We start from the raw sequence: 20113 nt of genomic DNA on the forward strand, positions 1-20113 counted from the left end.
TCGGGAAATGCGCACCCCTTCAGGGGCGCCAGACCGCTGATTCGATCGTGTTTCCACAAGATGGGGTCCTGGCGCGCCCGCGGCAACGCCGGCCTTCGCGTCCTCAACAGGCGCGATCAGCCGGTGGAGGCGGACTTGCGGATGCGGTCGACCGCCAGATCCACCTCGAAGCCGGGCGCCAGGATCTCGTCCAGGGTGAACGGGCAGGCGCGCGGCAGGGTCAGGTTCACCTGTCCCTCCAGAGGCGCCAGCTCCGGCGTCTCCGCCTGCTCGATCGCCAGAGTCCAGGCCCCGTCCATGCGCAGGCTCCCGGGCTCGGGCGGGGCGACCGCCAGCGCGGCGAGCCTCGCGCGCCCGGCCTCGCGGCAGGCGAGACTCCTGGCGTCTTCGGAGAGGAGGGTCGCCTTGATCAGCTCGGCCAGGGCATCCCTGACCCGTTCCACGCTCGCGTTCATGGGCATCCGTTCCGCAGACACCGAGGCCGTGGCAAGCGGGGTGCCAGCACGCGTGAGGCCGCGTGACACAACCGCCGATCTTCCCTCGCGATCAGCCATGTGTAGAACGCCCGCATGATCCCGGTCCTGACCCGCGACACCGAGGCCGTGCCGCTCTACGAGGCGGCCTGCGCCGAGCTGCGTCTGCGCGGCTTCGAGGGCGACCTGTCGCTGTCGGATGCCGACCGCACGGTCTTCGCCACCGACAACTCGATTTATCAGGTCGAGCCGGGGGCCGTGGCCTTCCCGCGCTCGCGGGACGATCTGGTACGGATCACCAAGCTCCTCGACGATCCGCGCTTCACCGAGATCGTGATCCGCCCGCGCGGGGGCGCCACCGGCACAAACGGCCAGTCGCTCGGCCACGGCCTCGTGGTCGACACCTCGCGGCACATGAACCGCGTCCTGGAGATCGATGTCGCCAACCGCACCGTGCGGGTGGAGCCGGGGGTGGTGAAGGACCAGCTCAACCGGGCGCTGGCCGCGCACGGCCTGTTCTTCGCCCCGGAACTCTCGACCTCGAACCGCGCCACCATCGGGGGCATGATCTCCACCGATGCCTGCGGGCAGGGCTCCTGCCTGTACGGCAAGACCCGCGACCATGTCCTGGCACTGACCTGCGTGCTCGCCGACGGCACGGTCTGGACCGCCGAGCCCCAGGACGAGGCCGCCCTCGCCGCCGCCAAGGCGCGGAACGACCGGGTCGGCGCGATCCATCGCGCCGTCGATGCCGTCGCCACCGACCACGCGGCGCTTATCGCCGAGCGTTTTCCCAAGCTCAACCGCTGCCTCACCGGCTACGACCTCGCCCACCTGCGCGACGAGGCCGGCCGCTTCGACCTCAAGAGCGTGATCTGCGGCTCGGAGGGCACCCTGGCGCTGATCGCCGAGGCGCGACTCAACGTGCTGCCGATCCCCAGGGCCTCGGTGCTGGTGGCGCTCTCCTATGTCGATTTCGACGCGGCTCTCCGCGACGCGCAGGCGCTGCTGCCGTTCGGCGCCGCCTCGGTGGAGACCATCGATTCCACCGTGCTGGGCCTCGCCCGCAAGGATCCGATCTGGGCCGAGGTGCGCGCCTTCTTCCCCGAGGATCCCGCCGGGCGCCCGGTCCAGGGCATCAACCTCGTCGAGTTCGTGGGCGACGACGCGGGCGCCGTCGACGCCGCCCTCGGGCGGCTCACCGCGATGCTGGAGGCCGAGCGCGGCACCGATACGAAGCGCCTGGGCTTTACGGTGGCCCGCGGCGCTGCGATCGAGCGGCTCTGGACGATGCGCAAGAAGGCGGTCGGCCTGCTCGGAGCCGCCAAGGGCGACGCCCGGCCGATCCCGTTCGTGGAGGACACGGCGGTGCCCCCGGAGCGGCTCGCCGACTTCATCACCGAGTTCCGGGCGCTGCTCGACGCCAAGGGGCTGCGCTATGGCATGTTCGGCCATGTCGATGCCGGGGTGCTGCACGTGCGGCCGGCGATCGACCTGAAGGACCCCGCCCAGGACGCCCTGATCCGCGAGGTGACCGAGGGCGTCGTCGCGCTCACCGCCAAGTATGGCGGCCTGCTCTGGGGCGAACACGGCAAGGGTTTCCGCTCCGAATTCGTGCCCGCGACCTTCGGGCCGCTGATGCCGGCGCTGGAGGCGGTCAAGCGCGCCTTCGACCCTGGCGACCGGATGAACCCGGGCAAGATCGCCTCGGCCCGGGGGCAGGGCCTCACCCGGATCGACGGGGTGCCACGCCGGGGCGCGCAGGACCGCACCATCCCGCCGTCGGTCCGGCCGGATTTCGACGAGGCCCTGCACTGCAACGGCAACGGCGCCTGCTTCACCTTCGACGCGGATGAGGCCATGTGCCCGTCCTGGAAGGCGACCCGGGAGCGGCGGCACTCTCCCAAGGGCCGCGCCTCGCTGATGCGCGAGTGGCTGCGCTTGGCGGCCCTGGCGGGGTTCGATCCGGCCGCCGAGCTGGGGCGCCAGCGCGCCGGCTGGCTGCGCGACCTGGTGGCGACCCTGCGGAACGGTCTCCGGCGCCGGCCCGACGACGGCGATTTCTCGCATGCCGTCAAGGAGGCGATGGATGGCTGCCTCGCCTGCAAGTCCTGCACGGGATCCTGCCCGATCAAGGTCGACGTGCCGAGCTTCCGGGCCAAGTTCCTGGCGCTCTACCATGCGCGCTACGCGCGGCCCCTGAAGGATCACCTCGTGGCGGCGCTCGAGCCGCTGCTGCCGCTGGCGGCGCGGATGCCGCACCTGAGCAATGCGGTCCTCAACAACCCAGTCGCGAGGCTGCTCCTCGCCAGGGCCGGCCTTGTGGAGATCCCCGCCCTTTCGCCCATCGACCTGAACGCGCGTCTGGCGGATCTCGGGGTCGCCACCGCGACGCCGGAGGCCCTGGCCCGGCTCGATCCGACGGAGCGGGAGAAGGCCGTCCTGGTGGTTCAGGACGCCTTCACCAGCCATTTCGACGCGTCGGTCGTGGTGGATTGCTGCGCGCTCCTCATCGCGCTGGGCTTCAAGCCCTGGCTCGTGCCCTACCGGCCCAACGGCAAGCCGCTGCACGTGCACGGCTTCCTGGCCCGGTTCGCCGCTGTCGCGCGTGCCAACGCCGCGCTGCTCCGGGCGCTCGCCCGGCAGGGCGTGCCCCTCGTCGGGATCGACCCCTCGATGACCCTGACCTACCGGTCCGAATACGCGCAGGCGCTGGGCGGCAGCGATCTGCCGAAGGTCCAGCTCCTGCAGGAATGGCTCGCCACGCAGCTCGACCGGATCCCGCCCCGGCAACGCGACGGGATCATGCGGCTGTTGCCCCATTGCACCGAGCGCACCAACGCGCCCGGCGCGGTCAAAGACTGGCAGACGGTGTTCGGTCATCTCGGGCTGCGGCTCGACGTGCCGGCCGCCGGGTGCTGCGGCATGGCCGGGACCTACGGCCACGAGACCCGCAACCGCGCCACCTCCGAGGCGATCTACGGCTTGAGCTGGGCGCGCCACGTGGCCGAGGCCCCCGGCTGCACCCTGCTGGCGGACGGCTATTCCTGCCGGTCCCAGGCCAAACTCGTCGACGGCGTGCGCCTGCGCCATCCGGTCGAGGCTCTGCTCGATCATGTCCGGTCGAGCAAAGCCGGCGCCGCGCCGTTCCATCCCGCGCGCGCGGCGGCGGCATCCCGATGAACGTCGCCGTCCTGGGGGCCGGCGCGGTCGGCTGCTACTACGGGTTCCTGCTGGCCCGGGCCGGCCACGCGGTCACGCTCATCGGCCGCCCCGCCCTGGTCGCGGCCGTGCTTGATGCGGGGCTCGTGCTGGAGAGCGCGGCCGGGCGTGCGACCGTGCCCGTGCGGGCGACCACGGAGGGGGATGGCGTCGCCGGCGCCGACCTCGTGCTGGTCTGCGTGAAGTCCGGCGACACCGAAGCGGCCGGGGCGACGATCGCCTCCCATCTCAAGCCGTCCGCCGCGATCCTCAGCCTCCAGAACGGCGTCGACAACGCGGAGCGGCTGGCCACCCTGCTGGGGCGGCCCGTCGTGCCGGTGGCGGTCTACGTCGCCACCGAGATGGTCGGGCCCGGCCATGTCCGGCACAACGGACGGGGCGATTTGGTGCTCGGCGCCTCACAGGCGAGCGACCAGATCGCCGCCGCCTTCATCGACGCCGGGATCCCCACTACCGTCTCGGCGCGTGCCCTGGACGCGCTCTGGGGCAAGCTGATCCTGAACTGCGCCTACAACGCCCTTTCCGCGCTGACGCAGCTTCCCTACGGCCGCCTAGTCCAGGGCGAGGGCGTGGTCGCGGCGATGACCGACGTGGTGCAGGAATGCGTGACCGTCGCCGCCGCCTCGGGCGTGTCCGTGCCGCCGGACATCCTGGATGCGGTTCTCGGCCTCAGCGTGAGCATGGCCGACCAGCGCTCCTCGACCGCTCAGGACTTGGCCCGGGGCCGGCCGAGCGAGATCGACCATCTCAACGGCTACGTGGTGCGCACGGGTGCCGTCCTCGGAATCCCGACGCCGGCGAACCGGATGCTGCACACGCTGGTCAAGCTGGTCGAGCAGCGGGATGGTGGCTGAATCGCGCGGAGGAGGACGGGCACGGGGTGCCGTCTGCTTCCGCCCCAAGCGGACCGATCGCCGATCAGGTCGCTGCCGCGTGTCATCGTGCACGAAGGCGCCGTGCCGGCGCCCTTGCGTTTCGTGCGTCCCTGCCGAACCATCGGATGGCGCGAGCGCATCCGATGTTCGTGGCGCCGTGTTGGCGACTGATGGTCGACTGCTGCCGCACATCCCGGCAGATGATCAGCACCTGCGCCCGGAAGCGAAGGGACGAGCGATGGCAATTGCCAAGAACACCGTCTGCCTCTGGTACGACAGGGATGCCGAAGCCGCCGCCCGCTTCTACGCTGAGACCTTTCCGAACAGCGCGATCGGTTCCGTCCACCGCGCTCCGGGCGATTATCCAGCTGGCAAAGCGGGCGATGTGTTGACCGTCGAGTTTTCAGTCGCCGGCATCCCGTGCATCGGCCTCAATGGTGGTCCCGCGTTCAGGCAAAGCGAAGCTTTCTCATTCCAGATCGCCACCGACGATCAGGATGAGACCGATCGTTACTGGAACGCCATCGTGCAGAACGGCGGCCAGGAAAGTGCGTGCGGGTGGTGCAAGGACAGATGGGGCATCTCCTGGCAGATCACGCCGCGCACGCTCACGGAGGCGTTGGCTGCGGGCGGTGACGAAGCGAGACGCGCATTCTCCGCGATGATGGAAATGACGAAGATTGATGTCGCCGCGATCGAAGCGGCACGGCGGGGCTGACCCTCAAGCCGGACGTTCAACAGCTGTCAACCTCCCATCCCGGAACCCGGCAACGGCTGGAAAGCGCCGGATGTCGACCGCTGAGTCACGCGCTCGCCGCAGCGTTGGCCTTCCGGGTCGCCGCGGCCTTCTTGGCGGAGGCGGAGCGCTCCGCCGCCGTCCGGCCCGCGGAAGCCTTGCCCCCGGTTTCGCCGCCCTTGTGGGCGGCCGGGTGGCCGGTGGACTTGCCACGCCCCGAACCGCCCGGCTTCTTTCCGCCGCCGTCGTCCTTGTTCACGGTAGCCCAGGCGCGGGACTCGGCCTCCTTCTCCGGGACGCCGCGCGTCTCGTAGGATTCGGCGATGTGCTCGGCCTTGCGCCTCTGCTTGTCCGTGTACTTCGTCTTGTCTCCCTGCGGCATGGGACGCCTCCCGTGGATCAGCTGACCCCGGTCGGGCCGTCGAGGATGGCTCGCACGCGGCGAACCAGCTCCGTGCGCCGGTAGGGCTTGTTCAAGAGATCAAACTCCGACCCCCCGATATCGGTTCGCTCCAGGCTCGCCTCGGCATAGCCGGTGGCGAGCAGGACCTTGAGCTTGGGCTGGCGGCGGCGCGCCTCGCGGGCGAGCAGAACGCCGTTCATGCCCCCCGGCATGATCAGGTCGGTGAACAGCAGGTCGATGCGCTCGCTGGAATCCAGGATCTCCAGCGCCTCGCGGGCATTGCCGGCCATCAGCGTGGTGTAGCCGAAATCCCGCAGGATGGTGCGCGCGAGCTCCGCCACGTCCTCGCGGTCGTCGACGATCAGGATCGTCTCGGTGCCCTGGCGATCCACCGACCGCAGCGAGACCTTGGACGTAGCATGGGTGTCGCCGTCGGTCGCCGGGAAGGAGAGACGCACCGTCGTGCCCTCGCCGACCGACGACACGATCTGGGCCGCGCCCCCCGATTGCTTGGCGAAGCCGTAGACCATTGACAGGCCGAGGCCGGTGCCCTTGCCTTCCTCCTTCGTGGTGAAGAACGGATCCATTACACGGGCCAGCACGGCCGGCGGGATGCCGGTGCCGGCATCCCGGATGGCGATGCTGACGTATCGGCCATCGCGAAGGGGGCCGATGTCGCGGCCGTCGGAGACGACCTCGCTGTTCTCGGTGGTGATCCGGACGGTGCCGCCCTCCGGCATCGCGTCGCGGGCGTTGATCAGCACGTTGAGGATCGCGACCTCGGCCTGGGTCGGGTCGACGCGGCAGTTCCAGAGGTCTTCGGCCAGGTCCAACTCGACCTTCACGGCCTCGCCCACGGAGCGGGCGACCATCTCGCTCATCCCCTCGACCAGCGTGTTGAGGTTGACCGCGCGCCCCTCCAGGCGCTGCTTGCGGGCGAAGGCCAGGAGCTGCTGCGTCAGCGTGGTCGCGCGGTCGGCCGCCTGCCGGATGTTCTCGGTGGCGCGCCCGAGCCGGGCGCGGTCGGCATCCGGCTTCTCCAGCCCCGACGCCAGGATGTCCGCATAGCCGACGATCACCTGAAGCAGGTTGTTGAAGTCGTGGGCGATGCCGCCGGTGAGCTGGCCCAGCGCCTCCATCTTCTGCGCCTGGCCCAGGGCATCCTCGGCGTCGCGGCGGCGCGAGACGTCGAGCTGCGAGCCGAAGAAATACACCAGCTCTCCGGTCGCGTTGTACACCGGCGAGACGAACAGGGCGTTCCAGAACGTCGAGCCGTTCTTGCGGTAGTTCAGGATCTCGGTGGCGAATTCGCGCTTCTCGGCGATCGCCGAGCGGACCTGGTCGATGGTCTCGCGGTCGGTCTCCGGGCCCTGCAGGAAGCGGCAATTGCGCCCGACGAGTTCCTCGGGCGTGTAGCCGGTCATCGCCAGGAACGCCCGGTTGGCGAAGATGATCGGGTTGTCCGGCTGGCGCGGATCGGTGACGATCATCGGCATCCGCGTCGTCTCGACCGCGGCGAAGAAGATGTCGCTCCTGCGGTCGGCGACGTCGCTGGCCGCGCCCTGGCTGACGCGGGCGCTCGGTCCGACGGCTGGTGTTTCTGGAGTCTCGGACATGCGACGCGGTCTTCGCCCTCTCGGCCGTGGCGTTGGTGGACGCCGAATAGATAGCGTCCGAGCGCGACTTTAGTGGGCCGATCCGTATTGTCGACCGGCGCGGCCGGATCGGTGGTGTTGCGCCCGGCGTCCCACGCGGAGGACGCCGGCACGCTGGGTCGAGGCGCGGACGCCTGCCCGCTACGCGGCCGCGGTGCGGGCTGTGCCGGGCAGCGCCTTCACGGGCGCCGCAACGACCCGCGGGGGCGTCGGTTCGCGGGAGGCGCTCAGGACCGCCGAGAGCGCCTCGTTGAGTGACGTGACCAGGAAATCTGCCGAGGTCGCCCGGCGCAGGCGGTCCAGGGTCGCCGGGTCGCGTTCGCGCCAGAAGCCCACGAGGATGCGGACGCCCGGGATGGCGGCACGGGCCTGCCGCACGGTGAAGCGGATCTGCGACAGGCTCACCGGCTCCAGGTAGGAGAAGCAGATCAGCGCGAGGCCGTCCGGGTTCTCGGGCCGCTCGCCCCCGCGGATCGCCGCCATCGACAGGATCTGCGAGGCCAGCCCGTGGCGGGCGAGGATCTGGCTCAGCATCAGCGTCGCCGCCTCGTCGAAGGGGCCGCGGCTCGACACGCAGAGTACCGGCGTCGCGCTGCGCCAGGCCGGGGCGAGATCCTCCCGGCCGAGCACGATGCCCGCCACCTGCCGGTCCGGTCCGATGGCGGCCAGCGCCGCCGCGGTCTCGGTGTCGGGCAAGCGGGTCGATCCGCGCCAGGTCCGTCGCGCGACCGGCGCGGTCCCGAGGCGCGCCACCACGGTGCGGATCGCCGCGCCGACTTCGTCCTGGCGAACCCGGTCCAGGGTACCGCGGGACAGATCCTCCTGCGCGAGCAGAAGCCCGGCCAGTGCGACCTCGTCGTAGTAGGTGACGAGGGCACGCTCCTTCAGGAATTGCCAGCCCTGGTCGATCGCCTCGACGGGATCGCCGGCCAGCATGCGCTGGTAGAAGATCTCGGGCGGGGAGAGCGCAGGCTGGTCGCCCAGAAGCACGTCGAGGTACCAGAGGCGCTCCACGTGCCGGCCGAGCACGACCAGGCACACGGTGAGCGGCGTGGCGAGCACGAGGCCGATCGGTCCCCACAGGAACGTCCAGATCGTGGCCGCCAGGATCACGGCGATCGGCGACAGGCCGGTGGAATGGCCATAGAGCAGCGGCTCGATCACGTGTCCGCAGATCGGCTCCACCACCAGGAACAGTCCGGCGGTGGCGATCACCATGGTCCAGCCGGGATCGACCGCAGCCGCCAGGATCAGCGGCAGCAGGGCGCTGATCACGGCGCCGATATAGGGCACGAAGCGCAGGATCGCCGCGAGCACGCCGAACAGCGTCGGGCTCGGCACGCCGATCAGCCAGAGCCCGATGCCGATGACCAGGCCGAAGGCGATGTTGAGGGCGAGCTGGGCCAGGAAGAACCGGCTGAGCCGGCTCGTCGCATCGTCGATCGCCGCCGTGGTGCGGCGCAGGTCGCCCGAGCCGCCTGCCAGCCGGATCGCCCGGTTCCGCAGGTCCTCGCGCTGGAGCAGGATGAAGATCGTGAAGATCAGGATCAGGCCCGTGGTGGCCAGCGGGTGCAGGATCGAGCCCGCGAAGGTCTGAAAGGTGTCGATGACGCTCGCCCGGGCGGGGCTGATCTCCACGGTGAGCGGGTGCGTGCGTGATCCCGGATCGCCGCGGACCTCGGCGGCGGGTGGCGGCTGCAGGGTGGCGCCGAGGTCCTGGACCATGTCGACGATCCGCGAGAGGGTGCCGGTTCCGGCGGTCGCGCCCCGCAGGTCCTTGATCTTCGTCCGCATCACCTGGGTGTAGCGGGGCAGGTCGGCGGCGAGCTGAGACGCCTCGCTGGCGATGAGGCTGCCGATCCCGAACAGGGCGCCGAACACGATCACCACCACCAGGAGCACCGCGGGCGCCCGCGGCACGTGGATCCGCCGCAGCATCCGGACCGCCGGCACCAGGACGAAGCTGAGGAGGATCGCCAGCGTCACCGGCACCAGGATGTCGCGCCCGAGATACAGCGCCGCCATCGTCGCGACGACCAGCAGGATCGAGGCCAGCGCGACGAAGACCGGCAGGCCCTGCTTCAGGCGCTGGGCGGTGACGGGATCCTCGCTCACGGATACGCTCCACTCTTCTCGGACTCGTTTACTCGGACGCCCGCTTGATGGCGGCCCGGTCGGCGGGTTCGGGAGCCTGCGTCCCCCGAACCGCCTCAGTCCGCCTGTGCGGTCTCGCCCAGAGCGGCGCTGATCTGGCTGAGCAGCTTGGAGAAATCGACCGGCTTGGGATGGTAGTCGTCGCAGCCCGCCTGGATCGCCTTGTCCCGGTCTCCGGACATCGCGTGGGCGGTGAGTGCGATAATGGGGATCGCGCGCGTGTCGGACCCGGATTTCAGCGCGCGCGCCGCCGACCAGCCGTCGAGCACCGGCAGGTTCATGTCGAGCAGGATCACGTCGGGCTGGCCCGACCGGGCCTGGTTGACGCCGGCCTCGCCGTCATGGGCGAGGATCACCTCGTAGCCGCGGCGCTTGAGGCGACGGGACAGGAAATCCCAGATCTCTTCATGGTCCTCGACCAGCAGTATCTTCGCCATCAGTACTCAAATCCCCGGGTCGCGTCGCGCCGGCCAACACCCCAACGCGCGGCAACGCACAAACGCCCAACGTCCCTGCCGTGATTCCGGTCCCTGCGGAAGAGGCCGCCTGAGGAAGAACGGCCTCGCCGAAAGGATGATGGCCGCTCGAACAGGTCCGCATCGGCCCGGGCGACCGCAGCGCCACGAGATTGACGCGGAAATCCGGCACGCTGGCCGTATCGCCGGACGAATCACGCATCTCGGGAGGAAACGGCATGGCGAATACGCCGGAGATCGAGTTCTACCACGCGCCGAATACGCGCTCGTCGGGCGTGCGCGTGCTCCTGGAGGAATTGGGAACTCCGTACCGTCTGCACGCACTCAACTTGCGCGCCGGCGAGCATCTCCAGAGTGCGTATCGCGCCGTCAATCCCATGGCGAAGGTGCCGGCGATCCGCCACGGCGAAGCCCTGGTGACCGAGCAGGCCGCGGTCTACCTGTACCTTGCCGATCTGTTCCCCGAGGCTGGGCTGGCCCCGGCCGTAACCGATCCCGCCCGGGGGGCATATCTGCGCTGGATGGTGTTCTACGGCTCCTGCTTCGAGCCCGCGGTGATCGACCGGCACCTGAAGCGGGAGCCCGGGCCGCGCGCCATGTCGGCCTATGCCGACTACGACAGCGTGGTCGCGCGCGTCGTCGAGGCGTTGACGCCGGGCCCCTACCTGCTCGGCGCGCGCTTCAGCGCCGCTGACGTCCTGTGGGGCGGCGCGCTCGGCTGGACCATGGGCTTCGGTCTGGTCGCGCCCGATCCGGTACTGTCGGCCTATGTCGAGCGTGTCCGCAGCCGGCCTGCCTCGCAGAAGGTAGCCGCCGCGGATGCCCGGCTCGCCGAGGAGCACGAGGCGGCCGCGACCGCCCAGGCCGGCTCGGCCTGAGCCAGGGTCACGCCGCCGCGGGCCCGTCCCAGAGTCCGGTGCGTGCGAGTTGCGGCGCCGGCTCCGGCGCGCTCCAGCGTAGGGGCATCGCCGCCCTGCGTCGCCAGCCGCCCTCGACCGTGAAGGACCAGGATCGCTGCGCCCCCACGAGGCTTGCCGCCGCCGCACCCGTCCAGTCGATCTCGGTGCGGCCCTGCAGGACCAGGATATCGCCGCGCGCGAAGTCGGGGAACAGCAGCGCCGCGCGCGGTTCACCGATCAGGTTGCCCAACGTGTTGAAGTAGCGGTTGCCGGCGAAGTCGGGCACCGTCAGCACGTCGCCGACGCGCCGGACGAAGCCCGGTCGCCCGCCCCGGTGCGAGATGTCGGCACCCCCATCCCGAAGGCCATCCCGCGCGCGGCTCGCCACGAACAGCGTGTCCGCGGCGTTGACCAATGCCGCGGCTTCCGCGTCGAGGCGGGTCAGGCGTTCAGTCGGTCCCGGCCGGCTCGGTACCGGCTCGGTCGTGCGCCGCTGGATGTATTGCGGGCAATTGCCGAAGCTCTGGGCCACTTCCATGGTCAGGCCGTCCGAGTCGCTGCGCAGGATACGGCCGTTGGCGCGGTTGCGCCGCCGCGTCGCGAGATCGATGCCGAGAATCCCGATCTCCGCACCGGGCAGGAGGAACCGGGCTGCCGGGTCGGCGGGGTCGAGCATTGCTGCGATGCCGATATGCGTCGTGTCGGGAGCCTGCACGAATCCGGGCGGCCCCGTCAGCAGGCTCGCGACGGGGGCGCCGGCCTCGTCCACGACACCGACCAGGAGATAGCGCAGGCCCCCGAAGAAGGTCCGGTGCTGCTCGGTCATGAACGGCCGGATCGCTGGGGTCTCGCCCAGGACATGTCCGGCGCGCGCCTGCGCGATAAGTTCGTCCGCGTGAAAACTGGCCATGGCGGACCTCACGCCGGTTCGGGAACGGGAGAGGCCGGCATCGGGATGAAGCCCTGCAGCGCCTCCACCCGCGCGATCCAGGCCCGTACGGCCGGGAACGGCGCGAGCGATACGCCACCCTCAGGGGCGTGCGCGACGTAGGAATAGCAGGCGATGTCGGCGAGCGTCGCCCGGTCGGCGGCCAGGAAGGGGCGATCGGTCAGATCCCCGTCCATGAAGGTGAGGAGCCGGGCAGCGGCGGCGAGCACGCTCGTCCGGTCACCCGGGGCACCGAACACCACCATCAGCCGGGCCAGGGCCGGTCCGTGGCGCACTTCCCCGGCGGCGATCGAGAGCCAGCGCTGGATCCGCGCCGCGCCGAGCGGGTCCTGGGGCCACCATCCCTCGTCCGGTGCGTAGCGCGTGGCCAGGTAGACCAGGATCGCGTTGCTGTCGGGGATCACCGCCGCGCCGTCCGTCAGCACCGGGATCTGGCCCAGCGGGTTCAGGCGGGGGAAATCGACTGCGGCCCGCTGCTCCGGGCCGAAGACTTCCACGAAGCGATAGGGCAGCCCCAGCAGCGACAGGAACAGTTCCGCGCGGTGCGAATGGCCCGAGAGGCGCAGGCCGTAGAGGGTCAGGTCGGGTTCGGACATCGTCGGGGTCTCCAGCAACGGCCCCGATATCGTCCTTGCAGCGTGCGGGGATAATCCCGAAAACTTGAGTCTCAGAATTTCACTGACCGCATCAATCCATGGACCGGCTGGACGAACTCGCCCTCTTCGTCGCGATCATCGATGCCGGCAGCCTCGCCGGGGCCGCGCGCCGGTCGCGCCGGTCGGCCGCCGCTGCGACCCGTGCGCTCGCAAGCCTCGAAGCGCGGGCCGGCAGCCGCCTCGTGGAGCGCACGACCCGGCGTCTCGCCCCGACTCCCGCCGGCCTCGAATTCGCCGAGCGGGCGCGCGGCCTGCTCGCGGGCTATGAGGCGGCCCTGTCGGGAGCGGCGGGCGACGCGGTGCGAGGCCTCGTGCGGATCACGGCGCCGGTCCTGTTCGGGCGCAAGCATGTCGCGCCGGTCGTGTCGGGCTTTCTCGATGCCTACGCCGAAACGCAGGTTGAACTGATTCTCGCCGACCGCAATCTCGACCTCGTGGAGGAGAGCATCGACGTCGCCCTGCGGATCGGGCAACTCGCGGAATCGCGCCTTGTCGCGCGCCGGGTCGGTCAGGTGAGCCAGATCGTCGTGGCGAGCCCGGATTATTTGGCTGCGCGGGGTACGCCGCACGCGCCCGCGGAACTGAGCGATCACGACGCCATCCTGGGCGTAGTCCGTTCGGGTCTCCGGGAATGGCGCTTCGGCGCGAACCGCGTGCGCCTCGTGCCTCGCCTCATCGTCAACGAGGTGGAAGCGGCCTTGATCGCGGCCCGGGCCGGGCGCGGCATCGCGCGGGTCCTGTCCTACCAAGCCGCCGAGGACATCGCCGCGGGTCGCCTCGTGCGCCTGCTCGTCGCCCACGAGCCGCCGCCGCTGCCGGTGCAACTCGTGACCCCGAGCCAGGGGCTCCGGCCAGCGCGCGTGAACGCCTTCCTCGACTACGCGACCGCCGCCCTGCGGAGATTGCCTGTCCTGCATGCCGCGGAACCTGAGGAAAAACCGATGCCGCCTTGCTCGTCCTGACGACGAAGCGGGGGGCTGCAAGGGGCACCCGGATATGCGGCTTCATGCAGAGGTGACGGCTTTTGGAGGCCGATCATGTCGGAAGACGATAGTGTTTCCAGTGCAGAAAATCCGATATCAACTCTTTGTCTTGGTAAATTATTAAATAAAAATATTCAATTATCATTCATCGATGCTGCCGAAATGTGGATGCTGTTTGATTACACAATTTTGTTCCACAGCGATGTCGGGTCGTAAAATTATTAAACACGACGGCGAATGTATTGATTTGATAATCGCCCCTGGATTAAGTGATATATCCATCCATATCGTTCCATCGCCCGTTTGAATCAACTTATCCTGCGTCTATGCCGGTATTTGGCAAGTCGTCCAGGCTCACGAGCGCTCGACCAGTCACGGTGACCGCTACCCGAACGTGCCGGGGGCCTCCCGCTGCTCGAGCCGGCTGGGCGGCGGCCTTCGCGCATCCGACCGACAGCCCGGACCCGCTACGCACGGCGATCGGCAGCGAAGCGGGGTTCCGCTTTGGCGGAGGAGATGCGATGCGGCGGGCTGGATCCAGCCCCCGTCGCGAATCGTCCTCATGCCCGACAGCCAAGAGCCGGTTCTCTCGCCCCCTGCGGCCCTCATCGCGAAGCCGGCCTCCTCGATCCCGCGCCTGATCGTCGTCCTGGCCTGTGCCGGATTCGGCAGCACCTTCGCGCTGCGCTCGGTCGAGCCCCTCGTCGGCGTACTCGCGCGGGACCTCGCCAGCGACGCCCAAACGGTGGCGCTGCTCTCCACCGCCTTCGCGCTGCCCTACGCGTTCATCCAGCCGGTGCTGGGGCCGGTGGGCGACGCGCTGGGTAAGGAACGGGTGATGTGCGCCTGCCTGGCCGTGCTCGCCGGGGCCCTCGTTCTGTGCAGCCTCGCCCCCGATCTCGGCAGCCTGTTCGCCCTGCGGATGCTGGCGGGAGCGGCGGCGGGCGGTTGCATCCCCCTCTCCCTGGCGCTGCTCGGCGACCGGGTCCCTATGGCCCGGCGGCAGGTGGCGATCGGGCGGTTCCTCGTGGCGGTGATACTCGGGCAGCTGTCTGGTTCGACCTTCGCGGGACTGATCGAGGCCGCGATCGGCTGGCGCGGCGTGTTCGCGGTCACCGCCGGGGTCGCGGCCCTGGCCTGCGCGGCGACGCTGTTCGGCTTCGACCGTTCCGGCCGCGCCCCCGCCCGCCGCCCGGCCTTCGGCCAGGCGGTGACGCGCTATCGCGCGATCCTGGCCAATCCGCGGGCGCGGGTGTTGTTTTCCGCGGTCTTCGTCGAGGCGATCGCGATATTCGGCGTGTTCCCGCACCTCGCCCCGCTGATCGAGGCCCGAGGCGAGGGCGGTCCGCGCGAGGCCGGCCTTGTCCTGGCGGGCTTCGCGGTCGGTGGCCTGCTCTATTCGGCTCTCGTCGGGCTGCTCGTGCGCCTGCTCGGCCTGCCCAGGATGCTCGTCGGCGGCGGCCTGATCTGTGCAGCCTCGCTCATGGTGGTCGGGCTCGCCGGCACGTGGCAGGCCGATTGCGCCGCGCTGACCGCGATGGGGCTCGGCTTCTACATGCTGCACAACACCTACCAGACCCAGGTCACGGAGGTCGCGCCCGCGGCTCGGGCCTCCGCGGTGGCGCTCCACGCCTTCTCGTTCTTCTGCGGTCAGGCGCTCGGCGTCGCGGTCCTTGGACAGGCCCTGCTCCGGCTCGGCCAGTTTGGCGCGCTCGCGGCCTGCGCGGTCACCATCCTGGGGCTCGGGATCGCCACGGCGGTCGCGCTGCGCCGACCGCCGGAGGCGGTCGGCTTTCCCGACTGACGGAAACGGTGTGCCGTTCAGGGCCGCCGCATCGCCAGCGCCTTGATGTCGAAATCCGGATCGGCCGCTTGGTTCGGCGTCAGGTGCGTGCCAGCCGCGAGCAGGCGCCGGGCGATCATGTGGTCGGCCGCCCGGTCGACCGATTCCACCGCGCTCAATGAGCCGTCCCGGAAACGGAACACCGAGAAGGCGTCCCCGGCCCCCCGGACCACACTGGCATCGCCCGGACCCGCGAGCCCGGCGATCTGCAGCTTGTGCATGCCCTGATCGCTCCAGAACCATGGAAGCGCCGCGTAGGGCGCGGGCTTCCCGTTGAGCCGCGCCGCGAGGCAGCGGCCCTGGTCGATGGCATTCTGCACCGACTCTATCCGCACGGTGCCGTCGGGCGTGAGCCCGCGCGCGAAGGGACTCGGGAAGCGGGCGCAGTCCCCGATCGCCGAGATCGCAGGATCGGGGGTCGCCAGGAACGCATCGACGCGCACGCCATCGTCGGCGGGCAGGCCGGCCGCCGCGGCGAGTTCCCGGTTCGGCACCACGCCGATGCCGATCAGGACGAAGTCGGCGGCCAGTTCCCGGCCGTCCGCGAGTACGATCCCGGCTGCGCGGCCCTGGCGCCCGACGATCGCCGTCACGCTGGCCCCGAACGCAAAGCGCACCCCCATCGCCTCGTGCACGCCGCGGAAGAACCGGGCGATCTCCGGGGAGACCGCCCGGGCCATCGCACGGTCGGCCGCCTCCACCACGGTCACCGACAGGCCCCGCGTGGCGGCGACGGCGGCGAATTCCAGCCCGATGAAGCCCGCGCCGACCACGACGATCGCCTGCGCCGCGGCGATCGCCGCTCTGAGCGCGTCGGCATCGGCGAGGCCGCGCAGTTGGTGCACGTTGTCGAGTTCGGCCCCCGGCACCGGCAGAGGCCGGTTGCGGGCGCCGGTAGCGATCACGAGGTGGTCGTAGGCGAGGCTGTCGCCGTCCGAGAGGCCCAGGCGGCGTCCGGCCCGGTCGATCGCCACGGCGCTGACCCCCGGCCGATGCGTGATGCTGTGCTCGGTGAAGAATCCGGGCTGGCGCAGGAACAGGCCCGTCCGGTCGGTCTTGCCGGCGAGATAGGCCTTCGACAGGGGCGGCCGCTGATAGGGCAGGGCCGTCTCGTCGCCCACCAGCGTGATCGGGTCCCGGAACCCGCCCTCGCGCAGGGAGGCCGCCAGCTGGAAGCCCGCTTGGCCCGCGCCGGCGATGACGATCCCGGCCGCGCTCATGACTTGGCTCCCGTGCGATCCGGAAGGGCGACTCCCGGCAGCCAGCGCGCGCCGTCGCTCATCAGGTAGGTCCAGACCGCCGAGGCCGCCGGCCCCAGGACCTTGTCGGCCCGGCGTACCGCGTACCAGTCGCGCCGGATGGGCAGGCCCTTGACGTCGAGGAGCGTGAGTCGCCCGCTCTCGACCTCCGCGGCCACCGAATGCACCGACAGCAGGGCTATGCCGAGCCCCGCCATCACCGCCTGCTTGATGGTCTCGTTGGAGCCGGTGTCGATGTCGAGAGGGGCGCGCTTGACCAGGACGCCGTTCATGAATTCCTCGAAGACCGTGCGCGTCCCAGATCCTTCTTCGCGCATGAAGAACGGCTGGTCGGCCAAGTCTTCGCGGACGAGGGCGGTTCGGCCCGCGAGGGGATGGCTCGGGGCCGCCACCAACACCAGCGGGTGGGGACCGAACGTGGCGGCCTCGATCGGGAAGTCCCGGGGCGGGCGCCCCATCACGGCGAAGTCGATCTCGTAGCCGCGCAGGGCCTCGACGGTCTGGCCGCGGTTGCGCACCGAGAGGCTGATCTCGACGCCCGGATGCTTCTGGACGAAGCCCGCGATCACCTGGGGGGCGAAGTACTTGGCCGTCGAGACGACGCCCAGCGCGACGCGCCCGCCCTCCGCACCGCGCAGGGTCCGCAGGCGGTCGGTGCAGGCCTCCAGCACGGTGTTGATGCTGTCGATCGCCCAGAGCATCTCGCGCCCGGCATCGGTGGGCTTGAGGCCGCCGGGCGTCCGGTCGAACAGCAGCAGCCCGGCCTCTTCCTCCAACTGGCGGATGCGCGCATAGAGCGCGGCAGAGGTGACGTTCAGCTCCTGCGCCGCCCGGGTCATGGTGCCGAGGCGGGCCACCGCCGCCACCGCCTGAAGCTGCTTGAGGGAGAGGTTGCGCATGGCGGAGGTCTCGTTTTTTTTGTCCTATGACACAAGATCGCCCAGGAATCTTAAGAGCCGCGCCGCCGGTTCCTGTCGATCCGGTGGCCGGGACCGCTATCTTGGCAGCGGAGCGGCCGCTACAGACCCGGCGCGGAACGCGCGATCCCGGCAGGCGGGATCCGAGCAGGAAGGATAGGCCGATGGCGATTTCAACGGCGGTCGGGACGCCTCTCGACACCTGCCTGGCGCAGGCCGTGGACGCCAACCCGGCGTTGAAGGACGCTGCCGCCGTGATCGCGGCGATCGCGCGCTCGGCCGTCGAGGTCAGCACTCTGATCGGGCGTGGGGCGCTGGGCGGCGACCTCGCCGCCGCGGGCGCGCACAACAGCGACGGCGACGTGCAGAAGGCGCTGGACGTGATCGCCCACGAGAGCGTCACCGCCGCCCTGCGGGCTGCGCCAGTCGCCGAGGTGGCCTCCGAGGAGGCCGAGGAGGTGATGCGCCTGAACCCGGACGCGCCGCTGGCGGTCGCCATCGACCCGCTCGATGGCTCCTCGAACATCGGCGTCAACATGGCGGTGGGGATGATCTTCGGCATCCGCCCGTCGATCAAGGACCCGGGCAACCCGATCGCCTCGTTCACCACCCCCGGCTCTGCCCAGATCGCCGCCGGCTTCGTGACCTACGGGCCCGCCACCGCGCTGATCCTGACGCTGGGCCAGGGCACGCAATCCTATGTCCTCGACCGCGACGAGGGCACCTTCCGGCTGACGCACCCGGCCATGGCGGTCCCGCCCACGGCCAAGGAATTCGCCATCAACGCATCGAATGTCCGGCACTGGGACGCCCCCGTGAAGGCCTATATCGAGGATTGCCAGCGCGGCACCGAAGGGCCCCGCGACAAGGATTACAACATGCGCTGGCTCGCCTCCCTGGTGGCCGACATCCAGCGCGTGCTGACCCGCGGCGGCGTGTTCCTGTATCCCGGCGACGCCCGGAAGAACTATGCCCGCGGTCGCCTGCGGCTGCTCTACGAGGTCGCCCCGGTGGCGATGCTGGTCGAGCAGGCCGGCGGCGCCGCCACGGACGGCCAGACCCGCATCCTCGACCTCGTGGCGACCGGGATCCACGAGCGTGCGCCGCTGGTCTGCGGCTCCACCGAGGAGGTCGATTGCGTCGCCGCCTATTACGCGGGCGGCAAGCCCGATGCGGGCCGCTCGCCGCTGTTCGGCCAGCGCGGGTTGATGCGGTCATAAATCAGGCGCCAAGTACGAAGCCATGTCGGCGCGTCACCCCATCATCTCGGTGACCGGCTCCTCCGGGGCCGGAACCACCTCGGTGCGCAACACCTTCGAGCAGATCTTCCGTCGGGAGGACGTGCGCGCGGTGTTCATCGAGGGCGACGGCTTTCACGCCTTCGACCGGGACACGATGCGGGCCATGATGGCGCGCGAGCCGACGCTGTCGCACTTCGCGCCCCGGGCGAACCTCCTGCCGGAACTGGAGGCGGTGTTCCGCAGCTACGCGGAATCCGGGACCGGCCGGACCCGCCACTACGCCCACGACCCGCATGACGCCCGGTCCTACGGCATCCCGGAGGGCAGCTTCTCGGACTGGGAGGAATTCCCGCCGGATTCGGACCTGCTGTTCTACGAGGGCCTGCACGGCTGCGTGGTCGATCCGGATGTCGACATCGCCCGCTACGCCGACCTGAAGATCGGGGTCGTGCCGGTGATCAACCTCGAATGGATCCAGAAGCTGCACCGGGACCGCTCGTTCCGAGGCTATTCCACCGAGGCGGTCACCGACGTGATCCTGCGCCGGATGCCCGATTACGTGCAGACCATCTGCCCGCAATTCTCCTTCACGGACATCAATTTCCAGCGGGTGCCCACGGTCGACACCTCGAACCCGTTCATCGCCCGCTGGATCCCAACCGCCGACGAATCGATGGTTGTGATCCGGTTCAAGGATCCGAAGGGGATCGACTTCTCGTATCTCGTCTCGATGATCCACGACAGCTTCATGAGCCGGGCCAATTCCATCGTGATCCCGGGCGGCAAGCTCGACCTCGCCATGCAGCTGATCCTGACCCCGATGATCATGCAGCTCGTCGAGCGCCGCCGCCGGCTGGCGTGAGGGTTTTTTGACGGCCCTTTCTCATCCTCGCCGTCAGGAAGAGGCGGGGTAATCGCGGAACGGGTTTGGGGTTTCAGGGAGGCCCATGCATCCACCTCGGCTTTCCGGGCTCCGCTTCGCGGCCCCGGAAAGCCGAGGTGGTCTATCCTGCCGCCGTTACATCCGGGTCGCTCTTACGGGTGACTCGCGCGCCACCGTGGCGCGAGCGAAGTCCCAAAAGCCGGCGCGGTCGACCTGTTCGGGGCCGCGGCGGTGAGGCGCGAGGTCGCAGAGGCGTTCGGCATCGGGATCGAGCCGTCGCCCTGCCCAGCATCGTCGATCACTTCGACGCGGCTGCGGGCGCCCGCCGGTTCGTCCTGGAGGCTCCGCCGCAGCCCCTGGCCCGCGTGGCAAAGACCGCCATCGATCTCATCCGACAGGGCCCGCCGCGGGGGTAGGAACCGTCGGCGAGGCGACGTAAATGGGGCGAAGCCCGTCTGTATTCATCGCGCGCACCAGCCCGCCCGATCC

At 70.1% G+C, this 20113-nt stretch carries 17 protein-coding genes; 8 read left to right on the top strand and 9 right to left on the bottom strand.

Annotated elements, in window-relative coordinates:
• Positions 1-116: 116 nt before the first annotated feature.
• On the bottom strand, positions 117-455 hold the full coding sequence (locus Q8W67_RS12035) for a hypothetical protein (RefSeq protein WP_305545651.1): 339 nt from the start codon (positions 453-455) through the stop codon (positions 117-119).
• A gap of 114 nt (positions 456-569) precedes the next feature.
• On the opposite strand from Q8W67_RS12035, the gene Q8W67_RS12040 reads away from it, so the two are divergent.
• The 3 genes from Q8W67_RS12040 (at position 570) to Q8W67_RS12050 (ending at position 5288) form a co-directional block, all read left to right on the top strand.
• Positions 570-3656, top strand: coding sequence for an FAD-binding and (Fe-S)-binding domain-containing protein (locus Q8W67_RS12040; protein ID WP_305545653.1), 3087 nt, complete (start codon positions 570-572; stop codon positions 3654-3656).
• On the top strand, positions 3653-4549 hold the full coding sequence (locus tag Q8W67_RS12045; RefSeq protein WP_305545655.1) for a ketopantoate reductase family protein: 897 nt from the start codon (positions 3653-3655) through the stop codon (positions 4547-4549). Before Q8W67_RS12040 ends, Q8W67_RS12045 begins: the two co-directional genes overlap by 4 nt.
• 265 nt (positions 4550-4814) lie before the next feature.
• Complete coding sequence (locus tag Q8W67_RS12050; RefSeq protein WP_305545814.1) at positions 4815-5288, top strand: VOC family protein; 474 nt, start codon at positions 4815-4817, stop codon at positions 5286-5288.
• Between the two features lie 85 nt (positions 5289-5373).
• Here Q8W67_RS12050 and Q8W67_RS12055 read toward each other — a convergent pair whose 3' ends face one another.
• The 4 genes from Q8W67_RS12055 to Q8W67_RS12070 all read right to left on the bottom strand — a co-directional run bounded on the left by Q8W67_RS12055 (position 5374) and on the right by Q8W67_RS12070 (position 9955).
• A complete protein-coding gene (locus Q8W67_RS12055) occupies positions 5374-5688 on the bottom strand; it encodes a plasmid stabilization protein (RefSeq protein WP_305545657.1) in 315 nt (104 codons plus the stop codon).
• 17 nt (positions 5689-5705) lie between these two features.
• Positions 5706-7325 (bottom strand): hybrid sensor histidine kinase/response regulator, encoded by a 1620-nt coding sequence (locus Q8W67_RS12060; RefSeq protein WP_305545659.1) that lies wholly within the window; start codon positions 7323-7325, stop codon positions 5706-5708.
• Positions 7326-7505: 180 nt separating this feature from the next.
• Positions 7506-9479, bottom strand: coding sequence for an AI-2E family transporter (locus Q8W67_RS12065; RefSeq protein WP_305545661.1), 1974 nt, complete (start codon positions 9477-9479; stop codon positions 7506-7508).
• A 95-nt stretch (positions 9480-9574) separates the two neighbouring features.
• Complete coding sequence (locus Q8W67_RS12070; protein ID WP_305545663.1) at positions 9575-9955, bottom strand: response regulator; 381 nt, start codon at positions 9953-9955, stop codon at positions 9575-9577.
• Between the two features lie 257 nt (positions 9956-10212).
• Here Q8W67_RS12070 and Q8W67_RS12075 point away from each other — a divergent pair, with 257 nt between their 5' ends.
• Positions 10213-10872: a glutathione S-transferase family protein gene (locus Q8W67_RS12075; protein WP_305545665.1), complete on the top strand. Its 660-nt coding sequence runs from the start codon at positions 10213-10215 to the stop codon at positions 10870-10872.
• 7 nt (positions 10873-10879) lie between these two features.
• On the opposite strand, the gene Q8W67_RS12080 is transcribed toward Q8W67_RS12075, so the two are convergent.
• Both Q8W67_RS12080 and Q8W67_RS12085 read right to left on the bottom strand, forming a co-directional pair.
• The gene (locus tag Q8W67_RS12080) at positions 10880-11803 is read right to left on the bottom strand and encodes a pyridoxamine 5'-phosphate oxidase family protein (RefSeq protein WP_305545667.1); all 924 of its coding nucleotides are present in this window, start codon (positions 11801-11803) and stop codon (positions 10880-10882) included.
• A gap of 8 nt (positions 11804-11811) precedes the next feature.
• Positions 11812-12438, bottom strand: a complete 627-nt coding sequence (locus Q8W67_RS12085; protein ID WP_305545669.1) for a glutathione S-transferase family protein — start codon at positions 12436-12438, stop codon at positions 11812-11814.
• Positions 12439-12536: 98 nt separating this feature from the next.
• Here Q8W67_RS12085 and Q8W67_RS12090 point away from each other — a divergent pair, with 98 nt between their 5' ends.
• Both Q8W67_RS12090 and Q8W67_RS12095 read left to right on the top strand, forming a co-directional pair.
• Positions 12537-13460 (top strand): LysR substrate-binding domain-containing protein, encoded by a 924-nt coding sequence (locus tag Q8W67_RS12090; protein ID WP_305545671.1) that lies wholly within the window; start codon positions 12537-12539, stop codon positions 13458-13460.
• A 583-nt stretch (positions 13461-14043) separates the two neighbouring features.
• Entirely contained in the window at positions 14044-15285 is a 1242-nt protein-coding gene (locus tag Q8W67_RS12095) for an MFS transporter (RefSeq protein WP_305545673.1), read from the top strand.
• A gap of 17 nt (positions 15286-15302) precedes the next feature.
• Here the strand turns inward: Q8W67_RS12095 and Q8W67_RS12100 are convergent, their stop codons facing one another.
• A complete protein-coding gene (locus Q8W67_RS12100; RefSeq protein WP_305545675.1) occupies positions 15303-16544 on the bottom strand; it encodes an NAD(P)/FAD-dependent oxidoreductase in 1242 nt (413 codons plus the stop codon).
• Entirely contained in the window at positions 16541-17482 is a 942-nt protein-coding gene (locus Q8W67_RS12105; protein WP_305545677.1) for a LysR family transcriptional regulator, read from the bottom strand. The genes Q8W67_RS12100 and Q8W67_RS12105 overlap by 4 nt, the downstream gene beginning before the upstream one ends.
• Positions 17483-17664: 182 nt before the next feature.
• On the opposite strand from Q8W67_RS12105, the gene Q8W67_RS12110 reads away from it, so the two are divergent.
• Together Q8W67_RS12110 and Q8W67_RS12115 are read left to right on the top strand one after the other, a co-directional pair.
• Positions 17665-18720 (top strand): class 1 fructose-bisphosphatase, encoded by a 1056-nt coding sequence (locus tag Q8W67_RS12110; protein ID WP_305545679.1) that lies wholly within the window; start codon positions 17665-17667, stop codon positions 18718-18720.
• A 22-nt stretch (positions 18721-18742) separates the two neighbouring features.
• Positions 18743-19603: a phosphoribulokinase gene (locus Q8W67_RS12115; protein WP_305545681.1), complete on the top strand. Its 861-nt coding sequence runs from the start codon at positions 18743-18745 to the stop codon at positions 19601-19603.
• Positions 19604-20113 lie beyond the last annotated feature (510 nt).

Source organism: Methylobacterium sp. NEAU K (assembly GCF_030700285.1).
In the GTDB taxonomy this organism is placed as follows: domain Bacteria; phylum Pseudomonadota; class Alphaproteobacteria; order Rhizobiales; family Beijerinckiaceae; genus Methylobacterium.